Source organism: Azospirillum sp. SYSU D00513 (genome assembly GCF_017356015.1).
In the GTDB taxonomy this organism is placed as follows: domain Bacteria; phylum Pseudomonadota; class Alphaproteobacteria; order Azospirillales; family Azospirillaceae; genus Azospirillum.
This window is the reverse complement of sequence record NZ_JAFIQV010000017.1, coordinates 1-24,495: the sequence shown is the minus strand read 5'-3', so window position 1 is coordinate 24,495 and position 24,495 is coordinate 1. Positions and strand designations below refer to the sequence as shown.

Sequence of the window (24,495 nt, the reverse complement as noted above, 5' to 3'; positions counted from 1 at the left end):
TTTTTTTATAATGAGAATGGGTCGGCATGACGTAGGCGCAAAACTGTAATCATTGCGACGACAACGAAAAATTCAGTCAAGACAACTGTGATTGCCATACCGATCTCAGCCAGCCCGAAGCCCCAAGCCAATGTGATCGCAAGAAGGACGTATACAAGTCCAGAAATAAGAGTTATCGCAACGAACAGCCTATCCATCCCGAGCGGAATCATCCACTGATATCCTAAGGCGTGCGAACACGCGGAAAGGACTGGAAGCAGAGAGAGAATCCGCAAGATAACCTGTGAGCGCTCATATCCGGGACCCAGCAGCAGGGCAGTTACTTGGGGAGCGAAGATCAAAAGGCCCAGGCTGGTCGTGAAACCAACCGATAGAAAAAAGTAGAACGTTATCCGTGCAACCGAAGCGGCCTCGTGGCGCGCGTTATGTACAAGGTGGCTGAGATGTGGGTACATTGCTCCTCCGAGAGGTCCGATAAGGCGCGCAGCCGCCCTCGCGATCCGGTCGGCACCTGCAAAAAATCCGACTACCTGTGCAGGAACAGCTAAGCTTAGAAGGAATGGCGTGCCGATTGTGTAAAGGCCTTCTGAAATGCGGAAGATTAACATATCCAGGCTACGGGCGAGCGTGTCAAAAACCAGAGGCGCGCTAGGTAGCTTCGGTTTTGTTAAGTTGCAAGCAAGCCTGAGTCCGATAAAGGAATATGCCATCGCGGCCGCCCCCTGCAGTGCGAGATAACGCCAGCCCTCGTCAGGGGAGCCAACGAGCAGAATGGTTCCAACCGTTGCGGCAGTTTTGCAGATCAGATCGGCGATGACCACTGCATTGAGCCGTTCGATGCCTTGAAAAAACCATGACATACTAAGGGCGTTGCCGAGACCCCACAGAAGGCCCGACCAAAAAACCGCCTTGTTTTCTTGAAGGAACGGAAAGGCGGACGTCATGGCACTGACAGCGAAAACAACGACAGTCAAAAGCACGAGCTTTGCCCCTAGGACGGCACCAACAATCCGTGCCATGGATTGTGGATCGTTTCGGTGCCTAGCCACCTCACGCGTAGCCGTAATATCAAATCCAAATTCAACCACGCGGGAGATGTAAAAGCCTAAGGATTGCGCGAGTATCACAATGCCAAGGCTCTCAGGGCCAAGTACTCTAGCTAAGTAGGGGATAAGGGCAAGCGGCAGCAGCACGTTTGCGGCATGCGTTACCGAAAACGCTGAAACGTTGCGGACGAAAGATTTTCCAAAACGCATGCGCACCCATGTTAGCATATGGGCTAGCCTCCCCCCGACAATTTCCGTCGTAGACGGAAACCGATACACCCATCTCAGTAAAAATCCGATGAAGATCTGAGGTCTCAATCGACTCCGCTTAAATGCTTGCGGGTATGGTCAGGCAGCGAGAATGGGCTGTCCAACGAGCGCGCGTGAGATGGGTTGATGGGGGATATGCCGATGAGGCGCCCTATGCCGATCATGGGTCGGATGTGTGCATGAACGTCTGCACCCTGGAGAGGAGGGTGTCACGTTGTAACGATGGATCCCATATACCCGGTTTCAGCAACGATGGATGGCCGGTTAGGGAGAACAGAATTGGTGCCCGCGCTGCCGTAGCGTGCGGGTGGTGAAATCGGGCCACGCCCGTGGCAAGCAGCGTTGGCTGTGCCGGAAGTGCGGCTATCAGTTCACCCGTAGGCCGGATTGCGGTGTGCCGGAGACGACGAAGCAGGCGGCGGTGACGCTTTACGGTCATGGGCTGTCGCTCCGTTATGTCGGCAAGCTTCTGGGCACGACCGCGCAGTCGGTGCTGCGCTGGATCTGCCGGTACGTGGACCGGCACTGCCCCAAGCCGACGCCGCGGCCCGTCAGCCTCATCGAGATCGACGAGATGTGGCATTATCTCGGCTGCAAGGCGCACAAACTCTGGATCTGGAAGGCGTATGAACGCGATGGCGGGCGGCTGATCGATTGGGAATGCGGCAACCGTGACGAAGCGACCTTCCGGCGTCTGTACGAGCGCCTGCAACGCTGGAACGCGCGGCTGTTCTGCACCGACCAGTTTGCCGTCTACGACACGGTCCTGCCGGTCGGGCGGCACTATCAGGGCAAGGACCAGAGCGTCGCCTTGGAACGCGACAACGGACGCCAGCGCCATTGGGTGGGGGCCTGCCGCCGCAAGTCGATCATCATCTCCAGGAGCATGGACATGGTGAACCGCCGAATGGCGCTGTTCGCCAATCTCCACGTCAATGAGGAGGCCCGCCCCGAGGTGCACCGCCTTCCCAGCTTTGCCATTCGACCCGCGGCAGTCACCTAAAACTCATCATTACTGCGTGACACCCTCATTTTTTGATAGGTCGCTTACTGCGCCTTGGTAGCGAAAACTTTACCTTCATAAGCTTAAAATGTGATTTCTAAGCTGCCGTGAGCGGCAAGAAGGGCTTCGGGAGCGGGAAGTATGGGTCATGTCGAGGTCAACGGATCGGCATAAAGAACTGTCCATAAAGAGGCAGAAGTGTTGTAATCTAAGACAGAATTGTTTATTGGAAAGGACCAGCAGTGAAACAGATTCTTGTCCTCGGCGCTGGGGGTTTCATCGGGAGCCATTTGGTAAAGCGACTGAAAGCTGAAGGCAACTGGGTGCGCGGCGTGGATCTTAAGTACCCTCGCTATGCTCCCACACCTGCTGACGACTTTGTGCTCGGTGACTTGCGTGATCCGGCGCTCGTACGCCATATCGTCGATCGTCGTTTCGATGAGGTCTACCAGCTTGCTGCAGACATGGGCGGTGCTGGTTATATCTTCACCGGCGAACATGATGCCGAAATCATGCACAATTCGGCAATGGTCAACCTGAACGTCCTTGATGCCTGTGTGAAACGCAACATCAAGCGCATCTTCTACTCATCTTCGGCCTGCATTTATCCGCAGGAGAACCAAACCGATCCTGACAATCCGAACTGCCGCGAGGACAGCGCCTACCCGGCTCATCCCGACAGCGAATATGGTTGGGAAAAGCTCTTCAGCGAACGGCTCTTTTTAGCCTACCACCGCAATCATGGTATCGAGTCGCGTATAGCGCGCTACCACAATGTTTTTGGGCCGGAAGGCTCCTGGAATGACGGCCGTGAGAAATCGCCAGCGGCCATATGCCGGAAGGTTGCCATGGCCGAAGACGGAGGCGAGATCGAGATTTGGGGCGATGGTACCCAGACCCGCTCATTTCTCTTCGTTGATGAGTGCCTTGAGGCGACGCTGCGCTTGATTCGATCCGACTTCACCGGTCCGGTGAACATTGGTTCCGAAGAGATGGTCAGCATCAATCAGTTGGTCGATATTGTTTCCTCGATCGCCGGGAAGCAACTGCGCAAGCGGCACGTGCCTGGGCCGCTTGGCGTGCGTGGCCGCAGATCGGACAACACGCTCATCCGCCAACGCCTCGGCTGGGCGCCAAGCCAGGCACTGCGCGTCGGGTTGGAGCAGACGTATGCCTGGATCACGGAACAGGTCCGTGGTCGCTCGGTGGATTGTTGAAACGCTCCGGGGCGCTGCGACAGCGCCCCGGACATACAGTTTCATTGTGTTGGAAGCCTTGGAAAAGCGCTGTCATTTGCGTCGATGCAACGGTTACGACCGGTTTCCGTGCAGACGCTGGAACCGGGCCATGTCAGCTTCAGTCAGGCTGTCCAGGGCAGCGCGCACGATGGCAGTCGCCTCTGGGCGCGCCGCGAGCTTAGCCACCCGCTCCGGTTCGACCACCCACCACTGGCGGATCTGACGATGCAGCAGCTCCAAGGTCTCGCGATCCAGCATCGGGAGCAGCTGCAATCCCATTTCGATGCGCGTGGCCATCAGGGCTGGAACAAAGGAACCGGAAAGCATCGACATGCGCAGGGCTGACGCGGCGCCGGCGAATTCACCCTGCCCATGACGGATATGGGCTAGACGCAGCCAGGCACTCGGCTGGCCGGGTGCGTTGCTCAACGCGGAGGCAGTCGCTTCGGCGGCGGCGGCGAGGAGTTTCTTCCGTTCGGCGTCCGATTCGGCCGCCTCGGCGGCGCGAAGCAGCAGCAGGCCCCGGTCCCCGTCCAATTCGCTGTCGCGCGTCCAGCGGTTGCCAAGGGCCACTGCTTCAGCCGCCGCCAGGAGTTCGGAGGTTGGTCGAGGCACTCCGTTGTGGACATTCCACGCGACCGCGCGAGCGTCCAACGTCGAAACTCCCGCCACCAGCCCCGGCAGCCCGAGAGCAAGGAGAAGGCAGCCGGCCAGCCCGCCCAAGACCGCCGGCGCGGTGTGCGACGCGCGCCGGGTGGAGGACCGGCTCTCCGCCGCGTCACTCACCGTAATATTCGCGGTAGCGGCCATAATACTGTCCATAGTCGCCATATCCATAGCGGGCATGCTTGCGCTGGTTCACCTGCGACAGCACCACGCCGAACAGGTTGACGCCAGCTCCACGCAACAGCTTCATTCCGTTGCGCACGGCGTCGCGCGGGGTGGCGTTCCAGCGTACCAGGTAGACCACCCGGTCGGCCAGGCGGGCCAGGGTACGGGTGTCGGCCACCGCCAGCACCGGCGGCGAGTCGATGATGATGCGGTCATAGCTCTTCAGAAGCTCGGCGAGCAGAGCCTCGACCGGTGCTTCCTGGATCACTTCGATGTCCTTGCGGTAACGGCCGGCCGGCAGGAAGTCCAGCGCACCTCCGATGCCACGCTGGATGACCTCCTCGGCCTTGCAGTCGCCGGCGAGCAGCTCGACAAACCCGCGGTCGCCCTCGACGCCCAGGGCCGTGTGCAGGCGCGGCCGGTGAATGTCACCGTCGATGAGCAGAACGCGGTCGTCCACCCTGGAGAAGAGCATGGACAGGCACAGCGACACGAAGCTTTTGCCCTCCTTGGGAACCGAGGAGGTTATGAGGATCACACGCGCCGATTTGTCCTCACCCATATGAAGGGCGGTGCGCAGGCTGCGCACACCGTCGGCCAGGGCCGAACGGGGACGTTCCAGCACCTCCAGTGCCGGCCGGTCGCGGCGGCCGCCCTCGAACGGGATCAGGGCCAGCGTCGGCAGGCCGGTCAGTTCCTCGGCATCGTCCGAGGAGCGCACGGCGTTGTCCAGCCGGTCGATGATGAAGACCAGGGCGATGCCGCCCAGCAGGGAGAACAGCAGCGCGACACCCAGGATGGAACGCGATGCCGGGGAGGAGGGGCCTACCGGGATGTCGGCCGGCGACACGATGCGGGCGTTGGCGCGCTGCATGTGTTCCTGTTCCGCCTCGCGCTTGAAGCGGGCGAGGAAGGCCTCGTACAGGCTCTTCGTCGCTTCCGATTGACGCTCCAGTTCACGCAGCCGCACCTCGGCCGCGCCGGCCACATTGGTCTGGCGGCGCAGCCCGTTGAGTTCGCGCTCAAGCGCCGCGACGCCGGCCGCGGCGACTTCCACGTCGTTGGATACGGAAGACCCGATCTTCTCGATTTCGTTCGCGATCTTCCCGCGCAGGTCATTCAGGTCGGCCCGCATGCCGAGCATCCGCGGATGCCGCTCGCCGTAGGTCTTCAGCGCTTCCGACATTTCGCGGGACTTCAGCGCTTCCTGCTCGCGCAGGCGCTGGATCAGCACCGAGTCCAGAACGTCGGACGAGGTATCGACACTGCCCCGCGTGCGCAGCAGCACGCGCACCTGGTCCAGGCGCGCCTGCTTCTGCGACAGATCCGTCCGTGCCAGGACGAGGCGCGAATTGATCTCGGAAAGCTGCTGGTCGTTGATCGTGGCCTGACGCTCGCTCTGGCGCCGCAACCCATGTTCGGAGCGGAACTGCTCGACGGCGTTCTCGGCAGCCACCACGTCGCGGCGCAGGGTTTCGAGCCGTTCGCCAAGCCAGCCGCTGACCCGCCGCGCTTCCTCGAAACTCGCTTCGAGCCGGTCGACCATGTACAACTCGGCGACGGTGTTGGCGATCAGCGCGGCCTTTTCGCGGTCCTCGGACACGAACTGAACGGAGATGATGTAGGAGCGGCGCTGCGGTTTCACGGCGAGGCGGGACGAGAAGCCGCGGACGATGGCGGCACGCTCGATGTCCTCGCGCGCTGTGGGGCCCAACCCTTCGCGGTCATCCTTGCGCGCCGTCCAGGACGCGGGAATCCAGGACATCGGGTTCAGCTTCGCGAGAAAGGCCGCAAGGGGCTTGGGCTCGCGAAGCTTGGCGTTGAACTCCGGATCCTGGTCAAGACGGAGCTTCTCCACCACGCGCCTGGCCAACATCGCGGAGCCGATGAGTTCCGCTTCCGTCTGCACCACGGCTTCCGTGAGCCGCTGGCGGCTCATCATGACCGCGCGTTCGGACAGCACGTCGTTGGTTTCCGGCGCCTCGATCACGATCTGGGCGGTGGCGGTGTAGCGGGGAGTCGTCTGCTGCAGAATCAGGACGGTCGGCACCATGACCAGCGCCATGCAGGCAAGGATCAGGTGCTTGCTGCGCCAGACCAGACGCCACGCCCAGCGGGCGCTCTGGCGGAAGTCGAAGGGCGCCCGCGCCGCCGGCGGGGCGAGCGGGTCGTGGTCGATCGTGGCCAGGAAAGACATGTGTAACGCCTAATGTTGCTGCGTCAGTACTGGAGGCCCAGCCGCAACATGAAGACGGTCTGCTGGTAGCTGTCCCCAGCCCTTTCCGACCGTTTGTCGCGGTAGCCGATTTCACCGCCGGTATAGATTTCCGGGGTGAAGGCGTAGATGGCGCGTGCGCGCGCCTCGTAGGTCCAGGCGTTCATATCGTCCACGCCCTCGAACTGGTCGTAGGACACGCTCCCGAAACCGGTCAGCACGATGTTGCGCTCGAGTTCGTGGCGGATCGTCAGGCTCGCGGAGTTGCGCACCATGGACGACACGCCGCGCCGCGTGGTCTCGTTGACCGACCGCTCGAGCGAGGGAACGACGATCGTCAGCGTCGACGGCGTCCAGTTGAAGGTGGCCCGCATCGACACGCCGCTCGGATCGGAGAACCGGTTGTCTTGGTAGTCCTGCGAGAAGTAGCCGACCAGGAAATCGCCCCGCACGAGCTGGCTGAGGTCCACCCCGATACCCGTTTCGACGCGGTAGCCATGGCTGTCGCGGTTGAAGCCGTTGCGGTCGGAGGAGTCGTCATAACGCCGTGTGTTGGCCGACACCTCGGTCACGGCCGCGTAGCCGGGGAAAATCTCGTAGCTGCCGCGGAGCCGTCCCAGCATCTCCCAGCGGTCGCGGTCGCTGTTGGAAATCGAGGTGCCGAGCGCAGTGTCGACCTCGCCGAAAGTCCGGCGGTCGAGCCCGACCTCCCCCTGCACGGTATAACGGCCGAACTGGTGCTTGAGGCCGCCACGGTTCACCATGCCCTGCGTTGGCGTCGGCTCCTCGCCCTGGATGTCGTCCGGGCTGCCCCGGTCCTCATGGCGGGAGAACAGCTGGCCGAAATAATTCGCCTGCGTTTCCCGCGAGATGTCGTAGCGCCCGTCGGCCTCCAACTGGAGTTCGGTCCGGTTGTCCTGGCTGTAGCGGCGGTGCAGGTACTGCTCCGCCAGCAGAGACAGGTTTATCGCGTGTTCCCGGAAACGCGAGCGCAGCCGCAGCTCCGGCCGGATCACCGACAGGAAGTCGCCCCGTTCGTCGCGTTCCGTGGCGAAAAGATTGCTGTTGTACTGCCCATCGATTTCCAGCCTGGGCAGGACGAGGAACGAGCCGAGATCCACGCCGCGCGGCTGATAGCTGTCGTGGACCCGTTCGGCGTCGGTACGGGACGTACGGTCTTCCGGATCGGTCTCCGTCGTTACCTTGGCTCCAGAGCCCTGACGCCGCGGATCCTGCTGCGGTTGCGTGCCGCCCTGCGTCTGTGCGGCGGCAGGTGCGGCAACGGCCAAAAGGCCCGCCGCCAGCATCGCCACTGCGCCAGCAGCCATATGCCGGTGCCGCGGGGCAGGCTGGGGCAGGGGCGAAACAATCGGCGAGGCAGCGGCCTGAATCCGGTCACCGCCAAGCGCAGAGGATCGATGTTTGGGCATTTACGACGTTCGGCTAGTTGGGCTCTCCTTCGTTGTACCACTCGTGCGCATGACCGACCAATAACAAGATAGAGACCTGAGAGGGTTTTTCCCGTCTGCTGTGTTTTCGCAACCTCAGGCGCGCGGCACGCGCGTCTCAGCCCCGCGCTTGAATGATCCGCCGGCTGCCGCCGTGCAGCGCCACGGCGGTCAGCAGGCCCGTTGCATAGGCGCCGGTGTCCAGGCCAATCCGGTTGGGCAGGATCTGCGGCTGGTCCATCACCGTGTGGCCATGGACCACCACCTTTCCGTGCCAGCGATGCGACGACAGGAATGGCTCGCGGATCCAAAGGAGATCCTCGATCTTCTGGCGATCCAGCGCCACGCCGGGACGCACGCCGGCATGCACGAACGTGTAGTCGCCAAGGGTCACCATGGTCTCGAGGGACTCCAGGAACTGGCGGTGGGCAACGGGCATGCGCTCTTCCAAGGCGTCGCGCAACGCGCGGCAGCGCGCCGGATCGGCGGTGCCGGCGGACGCCCGCACGCCATAGCTCGCCAGCGCCTCAATGCCTCCGAAGGCCAGCCATTCCGCGGAGGAGGGCGGATCGCGCAAAAAATCCAGCATGGCGGCTTCGTGATTGCCCAGCAGGAACCGGCAGGCGGGACCGGTCCCCTTGGAGGCATCCGCCGCAATGGCCTGCAGGCGCTCAATGACGCCGCGGCTGTCAGGCCCACGGTCGACATAGTCGCCGAGGAAGACGAGGAGCGGCTGCAAGCCCTCCTCGGTTCGGAGACGCTCCGCATCAACCGCGATGGCAGCGAGCAGCCGCTCCAGGCAGCGGCGTTCCCCATGGATGTCACCGACGGCGTAGACGCACAGCCCCTCGGGTGCCGATGGGGGCGGAACGTCCCTGGCCGGCTGGCCAGGGGAGGTGCCGAGAACCCTGTGGAGGAAGGACCATATCATGCGTGAGCGTTCGCCGTTGCAGCGGACCATGCGGGGCGCGGTCCATGTCCCTTTAATGACTTTTGCAATAGGCTGGCCTCTATCCGAAAAGCAATGGCGATTTATCGGGCGGCTGAATCCTTCCCGGCGGGTTCCGGCCCGTCCTGGCCCACGCCACGCTCGGACGTTCGCTGGAATGGCTCGGTTCGGCATGCGGTTCGAATTCGGCATTCGTTCTGCCTGGTCCGCCAGGCTGCGGTGTTGCCGACGCGTGCAAGTCGCTGGAAGTTTTGCTGCCTTTTGGGGTATCGTACCTCCTATGGTCGCATCATGGGCGGCCTTTTCCGCCGATGGGACAATGGGGAATGGGTAGCATGAACAAGATCCAAGGCCTTCTGGCCACAACGGTTCTGGCCGCCAGCGTCGGCTTTGCGTCGGCAGGGCATGCTCAGGGGAACCAGGGGCAGGGCCAGCAGCAGAGCCAGAACCGCGGCAACCCGGGCCAGAATGCGATGCAGGGCCAGGGGTCCGAGCGGGTGGCATTGCCTCCTGCCCTGCAGGCTGCCATGTTGTCGGGCAATGCGCAGGCGGTGCAGCAGGCGATCAATACCTTGAGCGCCGGGAACCCGCAGCAGGCCGCCAGCCTGGCCAGTCAGGTCGTGCGGGCCGCCGAACAAATGCTCAGCACCAACCCTCAAGCGGCAATCCGCGCCGCCGCCGCCGCAGTCGAGACGGTTCGGTCCAGCGGTGTTCAGCAGTCGGCGCCGCAGCAAACGGAGTCGGTCGTGACCGCGGCCGCGCGGATCTTCGTCTCTCCTTCGGCCCAGAGAGCCGCGCCCGAAGGCGCCGCCCAGCTCGCCTCGGCGGTCATGCAGGTGGCGGCAACCACGGGGAACCCCACCTTGACGGCGACCGTCTCCAACCAAGCGGTCAGCATGGCGGAATCCATTCTCGCGGTTGCGCCGGCGGCGGCGGTCCAAGTCGCCGCCACTGCGGTGCAGACCGTGCAGCAGATGCCCATCACCCAGAACGCGCCGCAGACGGCCATGCAGGTCGCGACGACCGCCGCGCGCATCATCATCCAGCCGGAAGCCCAGAGGGTGAACCCCCAGGCCGTAGCGTCCATCGCCCAGTCCTCGGTGCAGATCGCTTCCAATCCAGCGGTCTATCAAACCGCGCCGGCTTCGGCGATCGGGGTGATGGCCAACGCCTATGCCGCGGCGACCAGCCAGACGGTCGTCAACGCCGCGCCGGGCGTGACGGGCAGCGTGCGCGAAACGCTTGTGACGGCCTCGCAGACGAATTCGCTCAATCAATCGAACCCGGCGAACCCCGCAGCGATCAACACGATCCTGTCGGGCGTCAATCCCAGCACGGGGCAGCCGCTGGTCGTGGCCAACAACCAGTCGAACGGCCAGTCCAACAATCAGGCTGACAATCAATCCAACACTCCGGCCAACAACCAGCCGAATATCCCGATCCCTCAGGAAAACAGGATATTCACCGCCAGCCCGAGCTGAGCGGAGATTCTCGAAGGAAGTCTTCCTTGCCCGCATCGACCAACACAGCGATCTTACGTCTGCTTCTTGCCCTTGTCCTGCTCGCGCCGCTGCCGCTCGGCAGCAACCGCCCATGGGCTTGGAGCCTGCTCGCCATTGCGGTGGGCATTCTGTTGTTGGTCTGGTGCGCCTGTTCCTTGACAGGAAGGGCCCGTGCCCCGGTTCCGCTGAAGCGGCTGTTGCCCGTGGCTCTTCCCTTCATGCTGGTGGTCATCTGGGCCTTCGTGCAATCGCTCCCCCTCATCCCTCTGGCGTGGTGGCATCCGCTGTGGGGGGAGGCGGCACAAGCGCTTGGCCTGCCCGTCGCTGGCGGTGTGTCCATCGATCCGGCGATGACCCATGCTGCCATCCTGCGGCTGTTCACCTATGCTGGAGTGTTCTGGCTGGCCGTCCAGCTCGGGCGGGAACGGGCGCGGGCGCGTGAGGCCATCGTGGCTGTGGCCGTGGCGGGATGTGTCTACGCCGCCTATGGGTTGGCAATGCATTTTTCCGGCTGGGAACGCATTCTTTGGATCGAGAAGTGGGCATATGTCGGTGACCTCACCGCGACGTTCGTGAACAGGAACGCTTATGGCGCTTATGCGGGCATCGGCGTTCTGTGCTGTGCGGCGCTGTTCATGCACGCCCTGCGTCCGCCGCGCCCTGGCGAAACGCGCCGCGTCTTCGACCTCACGGAAACGATGCTGGTGCGGGCTCTGCCCTTTCTCGTGGGGGCGGTGGTCATCGGGTCGGCGTTGTTGCTCTCGCATTCGCGTGGAGCGTTTCTTGCCACCGGCTTCGGCCTCTTTGTCCTTCTCTTAGCGGTCGCGGCCGGACGCTTGGTGCGTCCTCGCGTGGTGTTCGCGGTCGGGCTGCTGATTGCCGCTCTCGGGATCGGCGTGGTCGGCGTCAGCGGAGAGGGAACCGTCGAGCGGCTTGCCTACACGGTTGCGCAGGGCACGGACCATGATCGTGAGGAACTGTACCGTCTGACGGTCGACGCCATCGAGGACGCGCCCTGGACCGGCCATGGGCTTGGCACCTTCCTTCCGGCGTTCCGGATGTACCGTGACACTGCGCTCCCTGCGCCCACGGTGTGGGATTACGCCCACAACATCCATCTTGAAACCGCAATGGACCTCGGGCTTCCCGCGGCCGCGATGATGGCGCTGGCCTTGGCTGTCGTGGTCGCCACCTGCATGCGCGGCTTGGTGACGAGGCGGCGTGATCAGATCTATCCAGCCATCGCAATCGCCGCGGCCCTGCTGACCGGAGCGCACGGTCTTGTCGATTTCAGCGCGCAGATGCCGGCGATCGCCGTCACGCTCGCCTTGCTCCTTGGTGTCGGCTACGCCCAATCCTGGCGCACGGCGGAGGGCTGACCGCGGCGCGGCTTCGCCGCGTGCATGACGCGGGAAATTGTACAGGGAAATGGTGCCGTCCGATGTTCAAGCTCGCTGGGCTGGCTTTCAGAGTTCCATGCGCAAGCCGCCCGTGATCGCATTTATGTCCTTTGACCTAAGCCGTGTGTCAGGCTATGGTTTTTCACCTAATTTGACGGGCATGCTTTGAACATCGGTCGGCGCACCCATGGAAGTTGAGCAACTCCGGCGCATCATGCCCGCCCTACTGGCCTCGCCACCAGCAGATGCCGCCCGTATGCTCGGGGGCGTCAAGGTTCCTCCAACCGGTCTCGCTTCGGCCGTTCTGGCCATTGGAGACCTTTTGGTCCTGGAAGCCGCGCTGCTCGTCGCGGTCCTCCTTCGCGAACAGGCCAATCACTGGCACCCCATCGATATCAATCCGAGTGTTTTTGCCGGAGTCGGCGTGGCCGTGGCCTTTCTTCCCCTGGCCTATGCTCTTGCGCGGCTCTATCCGGGTTATGGCCAGACGAGCGTGGAGAGGCTGCGCAAGCGCGTCACGGTGACGGCGCTGTGGTTCGGCGCGATGATCCTGTTCGACCGCCTGGCGCAGGAAGGGCAATGGTCGCGTGGTATCCTGCTCGCCACGGCCGGCTTGTCTCTCCTGGCCGTTCCTCTTTGGGACGCGGTGGCCCGGAATTTTCTGAATCGGCGCGGGTGGTGGGGCGAGGCTGTGGTTGTCCTTGGGCCGGAGGTCCAGCGGCGTCAAGTGGTGGACTCCCTGACGGCGCTGAACGATCTCGGCTGGATTCCCGTGGCCGAGGGGGAACTGCCCGCGCCCGGAGAACCGGCGGTTGGCAATGTCGCCTTGGCTGTGGTGGTGTTGCCGAGTCATGGCGTTGGCCTATCCGAGGTCGCGGATCATCTTCCGTACCGGCGTGTGGTTCTCGTTCCCGGCGTGGGGGATGTACAGAATCTCTGGGTTTCCGTGCGCGATCTTGGAGCTCATCTTGGCCTTGAGATGCAGCGCAACCTGCTGGCTCCCGGCAACCGACTGTTGAAGCGTGTGCTCGACCTGCTCCTGGGAACGATCGCGCTGACCTGTTCGGCCCCGGTGATCCTGCTGTTTGCGCTGCTCGTCGCGATCGTTTCTCCCGGACCGATTTTCTACACGCAGGATCGCGCCGGCCTTGGCGGTCGGCCTTTTCGCCTGTGGAAGCTGCGCACCATGATTGTCGGCGCCGACACGATGCTTCAGCAGGTGATCGCCTCTTCCGAGAAGGCGCGCGACGACTGGAGCCTATCGATGAAGCTTCGCCATGATCCTCGGATCATTCCCGTTCTCGGCCATCTGATGCGCCGGTTCAGCATCGATGAACTGCCACAGTTCTGGAACGTGCTGCGTGGCGACATGAGCCTCGTCGGGCCGCGCCCGTTGCCGGCCTATCACATCGAGCGCCTCGATCTCGCCGCAGGCCGGATCCGTCAGCGTGTCCGGCCGGGCATCACCGGGCTGTGGCAGGTGTCTGGGCGCAACACGACGACGCTCGCCGAGCAGCAGCGTATGGACACTTACTACGTGCGCAACTGGTCTTTGTGGCTGGATCTTCACATACTTGCCCGCACCGTTCTTGTCGTAATGACCGGTAAGGGTGCTTGGTGAAAGATATTCAAAGGAAAAGCCCTTCGTGGATAGGGCGATCGCCTTTACGGTATGAGGTTTCATAATGGTACAGAATCTAAATGAGGCTGCGGATATTCTTGACCGCCCTCATCCCGCTTCTAAGGGAAAATGCTCCCCGTCCTGGCCCAGCGTCAATGTACTTGGCGTCGAAGTCCACCCGCAATGCATGCAGCAAGCGGTTGGAAGAATTGCGTCCTGGATCGGTAAACGTGCGTCGACCTATGTTTGCGTGACGTCGGTGCACGGAATCATTCTATGCCAAGATGATGCGAACCTTAGGGACATTCACAACGACGCAGGCATGGTGACCACGGACGGAATGCCGCTCGTTTGGCTGTCACGACGTGCTGGCCATGCGACTGCCGAGAGGGTGTATGGCCCCGATTTCATGCTTGAGGTGTGCTCGGCATCGCGTGAGCAGGGATGGCGGCATTTCTTTTATGGTGGCACGGATGACGTTCTGCTCAAACTGCGCAACAATCTGGAGAGCGCTTTCCCTGGCCTGGTAATCGCTGATGCCTACGCACCACCCTTTCGGTCCTTGAGCGAGGCAGAGGATGAAGCCGTGGTCGAGCGCATCAACGCAGCCAAGCCGGACATCGTGTGGGTGGGTCTCGGAGCCCCGAAGCAGGAGCGCTGGATGGCGGCCCATCTTGGCCGCCTGAAGGCTCCCGTCATGATCGGTGTTGGCGCGGCCTTCGACTTCCACGCGGGCGTCAAGCCGCAGGCACCCCGTTGGATGCAGCGCAACGGGCTGGAATGGCTGTTCCGCATGGTGACCGAGCCCAGGCGCCTTGCCGGCCGTTATCTCAGATGCAATACCCTTTTCCTTTGGTATCTGGCCCAGCAGCGGTTGGGTTGGCGCCGCTTTCCCATCACTGAAAATGCGGTGTGCGGGAAGGCGGGCACATAAAATGGAGCGGCCCGATGTCCCTGATGGGAATCAGGAGGACAGGGTCAGCCTCCGGTCCGCTGCCTTCGATACACCGGGCCGGAACGGAACCTCAGTCGCACACGCGGTCGTGGATGTCCTCGTACATCATCGGACTGCTCGTCATTTCGAGATCCTCCTCCACTCGTTGGCGGGTGTAGTTGCTGAAATCATCGGAGGAGGCGCTTTGTGCGAAATTGCGGCATTGCACCTCCGCGACCTCCGGCGGTGCGTCTGTGGCACAGGCGGTGAGCAGCACGGCGGCAAAGGCAGGAGCAAGAAGGCGCATCATGATGGTCTGCCGGTCAGGTTGAGATCCCTGATAAACGCGCGCGGCGCCATGATGGTTTCATGAGGTGGCGCCAAGCGATGAGTTTACCGCGCATTGATGCTCGCCTCCTTATCTTTACAGCAGCGAAGGGGAAACCACTCATCAAGAGGTCCCACGACATCGGATCAGAACTCGCGCGCTGCCCTCGGAGCGGGTACGACAAAACAGTGGCATCGCCCATGGCTGTTGAAAAATCGCCTCAATGTTGATTTATTCGAACTAGCGGTTCTGGCTAACCCTTTCAGGTTATGAACCGGACGACATCGCGCCACCTTCAACTCTGGTACTTTGCCATGCGCATCTTCAACGACCGTTTCAAAATGTCGGCTCTCTTCGTCGTGTCCGTGCTTCTGGCGGGATGCAGCGGTACGGTGGGTGAGTTTCCAAGCGCGGTTGCGCCAACCAAGGCCGTTGATGCTGCCGAGGGGTATCGGCTCGAGCCAGGCAATCGGGTGCGCGTCGTGGTCTTCAACGAGCAGAACCTGTCCGGTGACTTCATGGTCGATCCGGTCGGCAATGTCGCCATGCCTCTGATCGGCAACGTTTCGGCGAGCGGAGTCACTTCCAAGGAACTCGCGGCGCGCATTGCCGGCCTTCTTCAGCGGGACGCTTACCTGCAGGACCCGAAGGTCGCCGTCGAGATTCAAACTTTCCGTCCCTTCTATGTTCTTGGCGAGGTCCGCCAGCCCGGCGAATTCCCCTACACGAACGGTATGACGGTGCTGAGCGCAGTCGCACGGGCTGGTGGCTACGACTATCGCGCACGTGAAGGACAAGCCGTTCTGGTCCGCTTGGAGAATGGGGAGCAGAAGGAATACGCGGCCGCGGAACGAACCCCGATTCTTCCGGGGGATATCATCCGCGTGCTGCAGCGCCGGTTCTAAAGCGTCGCGCATGAGCTTTGAATCGGGCTTGCCCCAGGCGCCTGGGTGTAACTCACCCACATGATGCCATGTCCGGAAATTCCGGATTCAAGGGGGCGTAGGGGGGATTGCGGCGGCGGTCGCGGTCCCCGTCCCCGTCCCGGAGGGGTCGCGGAAGAGGGCGACCGGATCGCTTGGTCTCCTTCAAGGCGTCGAGCAGCGGCGATGTTGAAGCGCCGCCGTCTTTCCGGCTGAGTCAGTGGTGCTGCAGCCGGACGGTAGAAGGCGACACGTCACCTGCATCTGCATCACCCCGCAATCAGGGTGAGCCGGACGCCACACGGATCTTGCCGCCGCCACGGGTGGTCCTACAGGTCGGCCAGCGCCCGCTCCACGGCGGCCTCGGCGTGGATGGCCGTGGTGTCGAACAGGGGGACGGGGCTGTCCTCCGGCTGGACCAGCAGCATGATCTCGGTGCAGCCGAGGATGACCGCCTCGGCGCCGCGCTCCACCAGCCGGGCGATCACCTCCCGGTAGGCCTCGCGCGAGGCGGCCTCGACCCGGCCCTGCACCAGCTCCTCGTAGATCACCCGGTGGACCAGCGCGCGGTCCTCGTCGCCGGGGATCAGCACCTCCAGCCCGTGCCGGTCGCTCAGGCGGCCCTTGTAGAAGTCCTGCTCCATGGTGAAGGCGGTGCCCAGCAGCCCGACGCGCCGCAGCCCGGCGGCGCGGATGCGCTCGGCCGTGGGATCGGCGATGTGCAGCAGCGGCAGGGTGATGGCCGCCTGCACTGAATCCGCCATGCGGTGCATGGTGTTGGTGCAGATCAGCAGGAAATCGGCCCCGCCGCGCTCCAGCCGTTGCGCCGCCTCGATCATCAGGGCGGTGGCGTCGTCCCAGCGGCCCGCGTGCTGGAGCGCCTCGATCTCGGCGAAGTCGAAGGACCACATCAAACAGCGGGCCGAGCGCAGCCCGCCCAGCCGGTCGCGCACCCGCTCGTTGATGATGCGGTAATATTCGGCCGAGCTTTCCCAGCTCATGCCCCCGATCAGGCCGATGACCTTCTGCGGCACGGACGACACTCCTGCAAGACACCAGGGGCGGCGATGACCGCCCGTCGCGCGCGAGTGTGTCAACGCATCCTCGCTTCGGCAAGCGCCGAAAGGGCGGTCATGCCCGCCGTGTAAAGGCAACGGAGCCGTTACGACTCTCTACGGCCCTTTACATCCCTTTACAGGCGCAAGAGACGCCGCCGCGCCATGATCGTCCCAGGCAGACACGCCGCGAACCCGGAGGATCGAGAAATGGCCAGGCGCGCCCTCATCGTCATCGATCTGCAGAACGACTATTTCCCCGGCGGGAAATGGACCTTGGCCGGCGTGGAGGCCGCCGCCGCCAACGCCGCCCGGCTGATCGCCGCCGCCCGCGCGGCGAAGGAGCCGGTCGTGCACATCCGGCACGAGTTTCCCACGGCCGACGCGCCCTTCTTCGTTCCCGGCTCCAGGGGCGCCGACATCCATCCCGCCGTCGCCAGCCGGCCGGAGGAGCCGGTGGTGCTGAAGCACCAGATCAACTCCTTCCGCGACACCGAGCTGAAAGGCCTGCTGGACGGCTGGGGCGTGGAGGAGGTGGTGATCTGCGGCGCCATGAGCCACATGTGCGTGGACGCCTGCACCCGCGCCGCGGTGGATTTCGGCTACAAGGCGACGGTCGTCCACGACGCCTGCGCGTCCCGCGACCTGGCCTTCGGCGGCGTCACCGTGCCGGCGGCCCACGCCCACGCGGCCTTCATGGCGGCCCTGGGCTTCGCCTACGCCACGCTGCTGTCCACGGACGAATACCTGGGCACGGCCGCCGTCGCGGCCTGATCTCACGGCCGGAAGGCCCCCCGCGCCGTCGCGTCCGCGGCCCGCCGCGCACGCCGCGCCCGAACGGCCGGCCGGCGGCCGCCCATGCCGGACCATCGGAGCCTGCATCATGAAGAGCATCATGACCCGCGCCGCCACCGGCGCGACCCGCCGCGACGTCCTGGCCGGCGGCATCGGCCTGACCGCCGCCGGCCTCGTCACGGCAGCCTTTTCCCCCGTCACGCCGGCCATCGCCGGCATTTCCACCGAAGGAGACCGCATCATGGGTACGATCAAGACCAGGGACGGCGCCGAGATCTTCTACAAGGACTGGGGGCCGCGCGAGGCGCAGGCCATCGTCTTCCATCACGGCTGGCCCCTGTCGGCCGACGACTGGGACAGCCAGATGCTGTTCTTCCTGTCGAAGGGCTACCGCGTCATCGCCCACGACCGGCGCGGCCACGGACGCTCCACCCAGACGGCCACCGGCAACGAGATGGACACCTACGCCGAGGACGTGAAGGCTCTGGCCGCCGCGCTCGACCTCAAGGGAGCCATCCATGTCGGCCATTCCACCGGCGGAGGCGAGGTCGCCCGCTATGTGGCGCGGGCCGAGCCGGGCCGCGTGAGGAAGGCCGTGCTGATCGGCGCCGTGCCGCCCGTCATGGTCCGGTCGGACAGGAACCCCGGCGGGCTGCCGCTGGAGGTGTTCGACGGCTTCCGCGCCCAGGTGGCCGCCAACCGCGCCCAGTTCTACCGCGACGTTCCCGCCGGCCCCTTCTACGGCTTCAACCGGCCGGGTGCCGCCGTGTCGCAGGGGGTGATCGACAACTGGTGGCGGCAGGGCATGATGGGCGGGATCAAGGCCCAGTATGACTGCATCAAGGCCTTCTCCGAAACCGACTTCACGGAGGACCTGAAGGCGATCGGCGTGCCGGTGTTCCTGATGCACGGCGACGACGACCAGATCGTGCCCATAGCGGATTCGGCACTCCTCGGCATCAAGCTGCTGAAGCAGGGCACCCTGAAGGTCTACGAGGGCTTCGATCACGGCATGGCGACCACCCGTGCGGACGTGATCAACGCCGATCTTCTGGCCTTCTTCCAGGACTGATACCGGGTTCGGAGAATTCCGACCTCCGAACCCGGTATAGGGCCGCGACTGCGGCCCCGCGCCCCGTGGCGCGGAAGTCCTGACCACAGGTCAGGACGTCATGAAAATCGCATGATCCGTCCGAAACCCGTCCATCCCGAAACGGCGGAGGCAGCCATGGTCCACCCGGTCGAAATCCCTGACCCGTTCGCCATCGCGCGGCGATCCTTCCTGGCGGGCGCCGCCGCGCTGGTGGCGGCCGGCACGCTGGCCACCGGGCGGGCCGTGGCGGCTCCGCCGCGGCGGTTCGGGCACGGCACGTTCCAGATCGACGTCTTCAGCGACGGCTTCATCACCCTGCCGGACACCATCATCGCGCCCGACGCCGCGCCGGCGGAGCGGGCCGACATCATCCGGCGGCTGGGCGGGCGGCAGGGAACGGCCGACATTCCCGTCAACATCCCCCTGATCCGGGCCGGCGAGGCGCTGATCCTCGTCGATGCCGGGTCGGGGGACAAGTTCCAGGCCACGGCCGGGCGTCTGCGGGACAATCTGCTGGCCGCCGGCGTCGATCCCGGCGCCGTCACCCACGTCGTGCTGACCCACGCCCACCCCGACCATTCCGGCGGCATCCTGCGGCCGGACGGCACCCTGTCCTTCCCCAACGCCGTCCATCATGTGGCCGCGGCGGAATGGGATTTCTGGATGGGACCGGATCCGGCCGCCCGCTATCCGGGCCTGCGCGACTTCGTGCCGGGCGCCCGCCGCGACCTCGGCGCCATGGCCGGACGGCTGGTCCGCATGCGGGACGGGGACGAGCCGGTGCCCGGCCTGCGCGTGCTGGCGACGCCGGGCCACACGCCGGGCCACATCTCGCTGGAGCTGGCGGGCGATGACGGCCTGCTGATCACGGGCGACGCCATCACCAACGTGGTCGCGTCGTTCGAGCATCCGGGATGGCGCTTCGGCTTCGACACCGACCAGGAGCAGGGCATCGCCACGCGCCGCCGCCTGATCGACCGGGCGGCGGCGGAGAAGCTGCGCATGCTGGGCTATCACTGGACCAGCCCCGGCTTCGCCATCGCCGAGCGGCACGGCACCGCCTACCGCTGCGTCGCCCTTTCCTGAACGGTCCCCGGCACGCCCGCCCCACGCCCCCTCCACACGGAGCCCGCGCCATGACCAAGCCGACCCTGACACACGCCAACGGCGCTCCCGTCGCCGACAACCTGAACATCCAGACCGCCGGAAGCCGCGGGCCGGCGCTCCTGCAGGACATCTGGCTGATCGAGAAGCTGGCCCATTTCGACCGCGAGGTGATCCCCGAACGGCGCATGCACGCCAAGGGCTCCGGCGCCTACGGCACCTTCACGGTCACCCATGACATCACCCGCTACACGACGGCGAGGATCTTCGCCGGGATCGGGAAGCAGACCCCCGTCTTCGTGCGCTTCTCGACGGTCGCGGGAGAGCGCGGGGCGGCCGACGCGGAGCGCGACATCCGCGGCTTCGCCGTGAAGTTCTACACCGAGGAAGGCAACTGGGACATCGTCGGCAACAACACGCCCGTCTTCTTCTTCCGCGATCCGCTGCGCTTCCCCGACCTGAACCATGCCGTCAAGCGCGACCCGCGCACGGGCATGCGCGACGCCAGCAACAACTGGGATTTCTGGACCCTGCTGCCGGAGGCGCTGCACCAGGTGACCATCGTCATGTCCGACCGCGGCATTCCCCGGTCCTACCGCCACATGCATGGCTTCGGCAGCCACACCTTCAGCATGATCAACGCCGCCCACGAGCGGGTGTGGGTGAAGTTCCATTTCCGCAGCCGGCAGGGCATCGAGAACCTGACGGACGCGGAGGCCGAGGCCGCCATCGGCAGGGACCGCGAAACCCACCAGCGCGACCTGTTCGACAGCATCGAGGCCGGGGACTTCCCGCGCTGGACGCTTGCGATCCAGGTGATGACGGAGGCCGAGGCCGCCCTCCACCGCCACGACCCGTTCGACCTGACCAAGGTCTGGCCGCACGCCGACCATCCGCTGATCGAGGTCGGCGTGCTGGAACTGAACCGCAACCCGGAGAACGTCTTTGCGGAGGTGGAGCAGGCGGCCTTCTCCCCCGCAAACATCGTGCCCGGCATCGGCTTCTCCCCAGACCGCATGCTGCAGGCCCGGCTCTTCTCCTACGGCGACGCCCAGCGCTACCGGCTGGGGGTGAACTTCAGCCACATCCCCGTCAACGCGCCGAAATGCCCCTTCCACAGCTACCACCGCGACGGCGCCATGCGCACCGACGGCAATCTGGGCGCCACGCCGCCCTATGCCCCCAACAGCCGGGGGGAATGGGCCGACCATCCGGACGCCCGGGAGCCGCCGCTGCCGCTGGACGGGCCGGCGGCCCATTGGGATCACCGCGTCGCCGACGACCATTGGGAACAGCCGGGCAACCTGTTCCGCCTGATGGGTCCGGCGCAGCGCCAGGCCCTGTTCGAGAACACGGCCCGCTCCCTCGGGGGTGCGGCGCCCCACATCCAGCGGCGGCACGTCGAGAATTGCAGCAAGGCCGACCCCGCCTATGGCGCGGGGGTCGCGGCCGCGCTCGGGCTCCCGGCCCTCCAGGCAGCGGAATAGGAGATGGAAATGGCAAAGGGAACGGCGATCATCACCGGTGCCTCGTCCGGCATCGGCGCGGTCTATGCGGAGCGGCTCGCGCGGCGGGGGCACGACCTCGTCGTCGTCGCCCGCGACCGCGACCGTCTGGCGGCGCTCGCGCAGCGGCTGTCGGGGGAGCATGGAGTCGCGGTCACTCCGCTGCCCGCGGATCTGACCCGAGCCGACGACCGCGAGCGGGTGCTGGCAACGCTGCGGGACGACGGGGCGCTCTCGCTCCTCGTCAACTGCGCGGGCATCGGGCCGAAGGGGCCGGTGCTCGGGTCCGAGCCGGCCGCGCTCGAGGGCATGCTTCACCTCAACGTCGACGTCCTGCAAGCGCTCACCGTCACCGCCGCCCGTGCGTTCGCGGCGCGCCGCCAGGGCGCGATCATCAACATCGCGTCGGTCGTCGCCCTCATGCCCGAGCGGTTCAACGGGAGCTATTGCGCCAGCAAGGCCTTCGTCCTCACCCTGACCCAGGCGCTCGCCGTGGAGCTGGAACCGCACGGCGTGCGGATGCAGGCGGTGCTTCCGGGCTTCACGCGGACGGAGCTTTTCGAGCGCGCGGGCATCGACATCAAGGCGATACCGCCGGAGATGGTCATGGACGCCGGGGACATGGTCGATGCGGCGCTCGCCGGCTTCGACGCGGGCGAAGTCGTCACCATTCCGTCGCTGGCGGATGTCCAGTTGTGGAACGACTTGGAGAAGGCGAGGATCACCCTGGCTCCTCATCTGTCGCTCAAGAATCCCGCGGCCAGATACAAGGCCGCGGATGGCGCCGTCTGATCGGGCCGGACGCCGTGTGATCGGCGCCCATGTGATCGGGGAGGGAGGTCATGACCCTGCCGTGGCGAGCGGTCGGCATCCTCGCGGTCGCGGCCGTCCTGCTTCCCGACAAGCGTGCCGTTCATGTCTGCCTGACCCAGGCCGGTAACGCGGCGCTCGGGGCCGGCGATCCGGTGCCCGGTGCCTTGGAGGGCGTGACGGGCACGCCGTCGGAGGCGGACAAGGAGCATCTTCTGATGACCCTGGTCACGATGATCAAGCGGCTCCAGGACGCCGGCGCCATCCCGATCCAGCGCATGTGCGTGAGCTGCCGCCATTTTCGGCCCCATGCTCACGCCGATGCGGCGACGCCGCATCACCGCGCTTTCGTGGACGCGGCCTTCGGTCAGCAGGATATCCGCATCGAATGCCGCGACCACGCTGCAGCCGATCCTTCGCACCAAGCTGCCACTTGGGGCGTGTTTCACAAAGGATAGCCCAAACCTCCAGGCAAGGAAGAAAGCAGGAGTCATGCACATGTTCGCCAAGCTTTTGACCGGCGCGACCGTCGCCGGAACGCTGTCGTCTTGGCTCGGCGTGGCCAACGCCCACTCGATCGAGGCCAAGCCCACAGATGCCGTGAAGGCGTCGTTCGACATCGTCGAGACCGTCGTCGTCACGAAGAAGGACGCAGCCGTCTTCACGACACGCGTGCGCGGCACGGCCGGGTCCGACAAGCCCGCCGCGACGGGCAAGTTCGCGGGCTCGTCCGTCTACGCCTATGTCTGGCCGACCTCGCTGAACAGCGGCGACATCGGCTTTGAAAAGGACCAGGGCATCGTCGCCCTTGCCGTCACCTTCCATCCGGATTTCGACGACGCCGCCGATGGTGGACGCAATCGCGACGTCTGGCATCCACATTGGGTCGTCCTGAACGAGGACAAGGCGTGCAAGGGCGGATTGAAGGTCACCGACATTCCGGATGGCCGGAAGCCCCGGGTTCCGCCGACCTGGCCGAAGGTCCCGCTGCTGATCGACAGCCCGGACTATCCCACGACCTTCAAGGGCGACGCGGTCGAGGTCGCGATCCCGCTGTCCCTGCTCGGCGGCATCAAGGGCGCATCCTTCGACGGTGTCACGGCCGGCCTCAAGGTGAACGGAGACCTGCATTCGCCGCTGCTCTGCGTCGACGACGTGTTCAAGGTCGCGTCGGGCAACCTGAGCCTTCCCGGCAAGGTCGTCACCGGCAAGTAGGGCGGCAAGCAGGGCAGGGCGCCGGTCCGCGGACTGCCATCGGCGGACCGGCTTGCTTCTTCCTCCAGGCAAATGGAGAGAGGACAGCAGGCCCACTATCCGCATTTCCGCCGCGAGTGCGATCGTACCGGACCTTCCCGGCTGACGCGCCGCCCTTTTCCGAAACCGGCATCCGACCGCCGTCCGCGCCAGAAAGAGGCATGCCATGACGAAGACCGCGCTCGTGCTTCGGCACGTCCATTTCGAGGATCTCGGGTCCTTCGCCTTGCCCATCCGGCAGGCGGGCTATGATGTCCGCTACACCGATGTCGGGGATCCGGACTTCCCCCCGGGGGACCCCCATGACCCCGACCTGCTGATCGTCCTGGGCGGGCCCATCGGCGTCTATGAGGAGAAGCTCTACCCGTTCCTGGTTCCCGAACGGGCGTTCATCGCCGCGAGGCTCGAGGCCCGGCGGCCGCTGCTCGGGCTGTGCCTGGGCGCGCAGCTGATCGCCGCCGCCTCCGGTGCGCGCGTCTTCCCGTCGGGCGTCAAGGAGATCGGCTTCAAGCCGGTTTTCCTCACCGCGGCCGGGGGTGAAAGCCCGCTGCGTCACCTGGAAGGAACACCGGTTCTTCATTGGCACGGCGATACCTATTCGCTGCCCGCGGGAGCGGTGAACCTCGCTTCCAGCGACCTGGTCGAGCAGCAGGCCTTCGCGATCGGACGTGACATCCTCGGGCTGCAGTTCCATCCCGAGGCGGACTGCGGCGAGCGGTTCGAGCGCTGGCTCGTCGGTCATGCCGCCGAACTTGCGGGCGCCGGGATCGACGTGAACGCCCTTCGGCGGGACGCGCGCGCTTATGGGCCGGCCCTGCGTGAGGCGTCCGAAAGGATGATCAGGGAGTGGCTGTCCGCTCTGGACGGCCGGCGCTGACGATCGGAGCCCGCCGAGACGGGCGAGGCATCATCGATCGTCTTCATCCCAGGCGCATTTTCCGCCCCAAGCCTCTGGTCAGCGGGCGCGGGTCGGCTGCCGAGCCCTTCGAGGAAAGGTTGCCGGCGGGTTCGGAACCGCGCCCGCCGCCGCGCAAAAGGGCTGAACGCGGCTCTCGGCCGAAAAGGGTTCATCCCGCGCGTATGGAGATACCGTGATGCGGATCAAGCAGGAATAAGGTTGGGTGCCAGGGCGGTCGTCCCGCGTCAAGGCTGGCGCTGGCGCGCCACCGCC

The 24,495-nt window shown here is 64.9% G+C and carries 21 protein-coding genes and 1 pseudogene; 15 read left to right on the top strand and 7 right to left on the bottom strand.

Annotated features, from left to right (window positions below; genetic code table 11):
* Positions 1-5 precede the first annotated feature (5 nt).
* Positions 6-1,274 carry an oligosaccharide flippase family protein gene (locus tag JUB11_RS14245; protein ID WP_207459220.1) on the bottom strand — a complete coding sequence of 423 codons (1,269 nt, stop codon included), beginning with the start codon at positions 1,272-1,274 and terminating at the stop codon, positions 6-8.
* Positions 1,275-1,611: 337 nt separating this feature from the next.
* Between JUB11_RS14245 and JUB11_RS14240 the strand changes: the two are divergent.
* Both JUB11_RS14240 and JUB11_RS14235 read left to right on the top strand, forming a co-directional pair.
* Positions 1,612-2,319, top strand: a pseudogene (locus JUB11_RS14240) (IS1 family transposase); the annotation flags it as partial.
* Between the two features lie 242 nt (positions 2,320-2,561).
* Positions 2,562-3,536: an NAD-dependent epimerase/dehydratase family protein gene (locus tag JUB11_RS14235; protein WP_207459218.1), complete on the top strand. Its 975-nt coding sequence runs from the start codon at positions 2,562-2,564 to the stop codon at positions 3,534-3,536.
* Between the two features lie 93 nt (positions 3,537-3,629).
* On the opposite strand, the gene JUB11_RS14230 is transcribed toward JUB11_RS14235, so the two are convergent.
* The 4 genes from JUB11_RS14230 to JUB11_RS14215 all read right to left on the bottom strand — a co-directional run bounded on the left by JUB11_RS14230 (position 3,630) and on the right by JUB11_RS14215 (position 9,012).
* On the bottom strand, positions 3,630-4,367 hold the full coding sequence (locus JUB11_RS14230) for a hypothetical protein (protein WP_207459217.1): 738 nt from the start codon (positions 4,365-4,367) through the stop codon (positions 3,630-3,632).
* Positions 4,336-6,585 (bottom strand): Wzz/FepE/Etk N-terminal domain-containing protein, encoded by a 2,250-nt coding sequence (locus JUB11_RS14225; protein WP_207459216.1) that lies wholly within the window; start codon positions 6,583-6,585, stop codon positions 4,336-4,338. Before JUB11_RS14225 ends, JUB11_RS14230 begins: the two co-directional genes overlap by 32 nt.
* Before the next feature lie 23 nt (positions 6,586-6,608).
* Positions 6,609-7,931: an outer membrane beta-barrel protein gene (locus tag JUB11_RS14220; RefSeq protein ID WP_207459215.1), complete on the bottom strand. Its 1,323-nt coding sequence runs from the start codon at positions 7,929-7,931 to the stop codon at positions 6,609-6,611.
* Between the two features lie 238 nt (positions 7,932-8,169).
* The gene (locus JUB11_RS14215) at positions 8,170-9,012 is read right to left on the bottom strand and encodes a metallophosphoesterase family protein (protein WP_247887055.1); all 843 of its coding nucleotides are present in this window, start codon (positions 9,010-9,012) and stop codon (positions 8,170-8,172) included.
* Positions 9,013-9,335: 323 nt separating this feature from the next.
* On the opposite strand from JUB11_RS14215, the gene JUB11_RS14210 reads away from it, so the two are divergent.
* From JUB11_RS14210 to JUB11_RS14195, 4 genes are all read left to right on the top strand, one after another.
* Positions 9,336-10,481 carry a hypothetical protein gene (locus tag JUB11_RS14210; RefSeq protein WP_207459214.1) on the top strand — a complete coding sequence of 382 codons (1,146 nt, stop codon included), beginning with the start codon at positions 9,336-9,338 and terminating at the stop codon, positions 10,479-10,481.
* A gap of 26 nt (positions 10,482-10,507) precedes the next feature.
* A complete protein-coding gene (locus JUB11_RS14205) occupies positions 10,508-11,881 on the top strand; it encodes an O-antigen ligase family protein (RefSeq protein ID WP_207459213.1) in 1,374 nt (457 codons plus the stop codon).
* A 208-nt stretch (positions 11,882-12,089) separates the two neighbouring features.
* Positions 12,090-13,523 carry a sugar transferase gene (locus JUB11_RS14200; protein ID WP_207459212.1) on the top strand — a complete coding sequence of 478 codons (1,434 nt, stop codon included), beginning with the start codon at positions 12,090-12,092 and terminating at the stop codon, positions 13,521-13,523.
* 64 nt (positions 13,524-13,587) lie between these two features.
* Entirely contained in the window at positions 13,588-14,457 is an 870-nt protein-coding gene (locus JUB11_RS14195; protein ID WP_348771429.1) for a WecB/TagA/CpsF family glycosyltransferase, read from the top strand.
* A gap of 91 nt (positions 14,458-14,548) precedes the next feature.
* Here JUB11_RS14195 and JUB11_RS14190 read toward each other — a convergent pair whose 3' ends face one another.
* The gene (locus JUB11_RS14190; protein WP_207459210.1) at positions 14,549-14,767 is read right to left on the bottom strand and encodes a hypothetical protein; all 219 of its coding nucleotides are present in this window, start codon (positions 14,765-14,767) and stop codon (positions 14,549-14,551) included.
* A gap of 332 nt (positions 14,768-15,099) precedes the next feature.
* Between JUB11_RS14190 and JUB11_RS14185 the strand changes: the two genes are divergently transcribed.
* On the top strand, positions 15,100-15,690 hold the full coding sequence (locus JUB11_RS14185) for a polysaccharide biosynthesis/export family protein (protein ID WP_247887054.1): 591 nt from the start codon (positions 15,100-15,102) through the stop codon (positions 15,688-15,690).
* 347 nt (positions 15,691-16,037) lie between these two features.
* Here the strand turns inward: JUB11_RS14185 and JUB11_RS14180 are convergent, their stop codons facing one another.
* Complete coding sequence (locus tag JUB11_RS14180; protein ID WP_348771428.1) at positions 16,038-16,742, bottom strand: aspartate/glutamate racemase family protein; 705 nt, start codon at positions 16,740-16,742, stop codon at positions 16,038-16,040.
* Between the two features lie 231 nt (positions 16,743-16,973).
* On the opposite strand from JUB11_RS14180, the gene JUB11_RS14175 reads away from it, so the two are divergent.
* The 8 genes from JUB11_RS14175 to JUB11_RS14140 all read left to right on the top strand — a co-directional run bounded on the left by JUB11_RS14175 (position 16,974) and on the right by JUB11_RS14140 (position 24,201).
* Positions 16,974-17,537, top strand: coding sequence for a cysteine hydrolase family protein (locus JUB11_RS14175; RefSeq protein ID WP_207459209.1), 564 nt, complete (start codon positions 16,974-16,976; stop codon positions 17,535-17,537).
* Positions 17,538-17,799: 262 nt separating this feature from the next.
* Positions 17,800-18,630 (top strand): alpha/beta hydrolase, encoded by an 831-nt coding sequence (locus JUB11_RS14170; protein ID WP_207459304.1) that lies wholly within the window; start codon positions 17,800-17,802, stop codon positions 18,628-18,630.
* Between the two features lie 111 nt (positions 18,631-18,741).
* Positions 18,742-19,737 (top strand): MBL fold metallo-hydrolase, encoded by a 996-nt coding sequence (locus JUB11_RS14165; RefSeq protein WP_207459208.1) that lies wholly within the window; start codon positions 18,742-18,744, stop codon positions 19,735-19,737.
* A gap of 50 nt (positions 19,738-19,787) precedes the next feature.
* Entirely contained in the window at positions 19,788-21,242 is a 1,455-nt protein-coding gene (locus JUB11_RS14160) for a catalase (RefSeq protein ID WP_207459207.1), read from the top strand.
* Positions 21,243-21,251: 9 nt separating this feature from the next.
* The gene (locus JUB11_RS14155; RefSeq protein WP_247887053.1) at positions 21,252-22,052 is read left to right on the top strand and encodes an SDR family oxidoreductase; all 801 of its coding nucleotides are present in this window, start codon (positions 21,252-21,254) and stop codon (positions 22,050-22,052) included.
* Positions 22,053-22,102: 50 nt separating this feature from the next.
* Positions 22,103-22,528, top strand: coding sequence for a hypothetical protein (locus JUB11_RS14150; RefSeq protein ID WP_207459205.1), 426 nt, complete (start codon positions 22,103-22,105; stop codon positions 22,526-22,528).
* 40 nt (positions 22,529-22,568) lie between these two features.
* Positions 22,569-23,285: a hypothetical protein gene (locus JUB11_RS14145; protein ID WP_207459204.1), complete on the top strand. Its 717-nt coding sequence runs from the start codon at positions 22,569-22,571 to the stop codon at positions 23,283-23,285.
* A gap of 205 nt (positions 23,286-23,490) precedes the next feature.
* The gene (locus JUB11_RS14140) at positions 23,491-24,201 is read left to right on the top strand and encodes a glutamine amidotransferase (RefSeq protein WP_207459203.1); all 711 of its coding nucleotides are present in this window, start codon (positions 23,491-23,493) and stop codon (positions 24,199-24,201) included.
* The last annotated feature ends 294 nt before the right edge of the window (positions 24,202-24,495 follow it).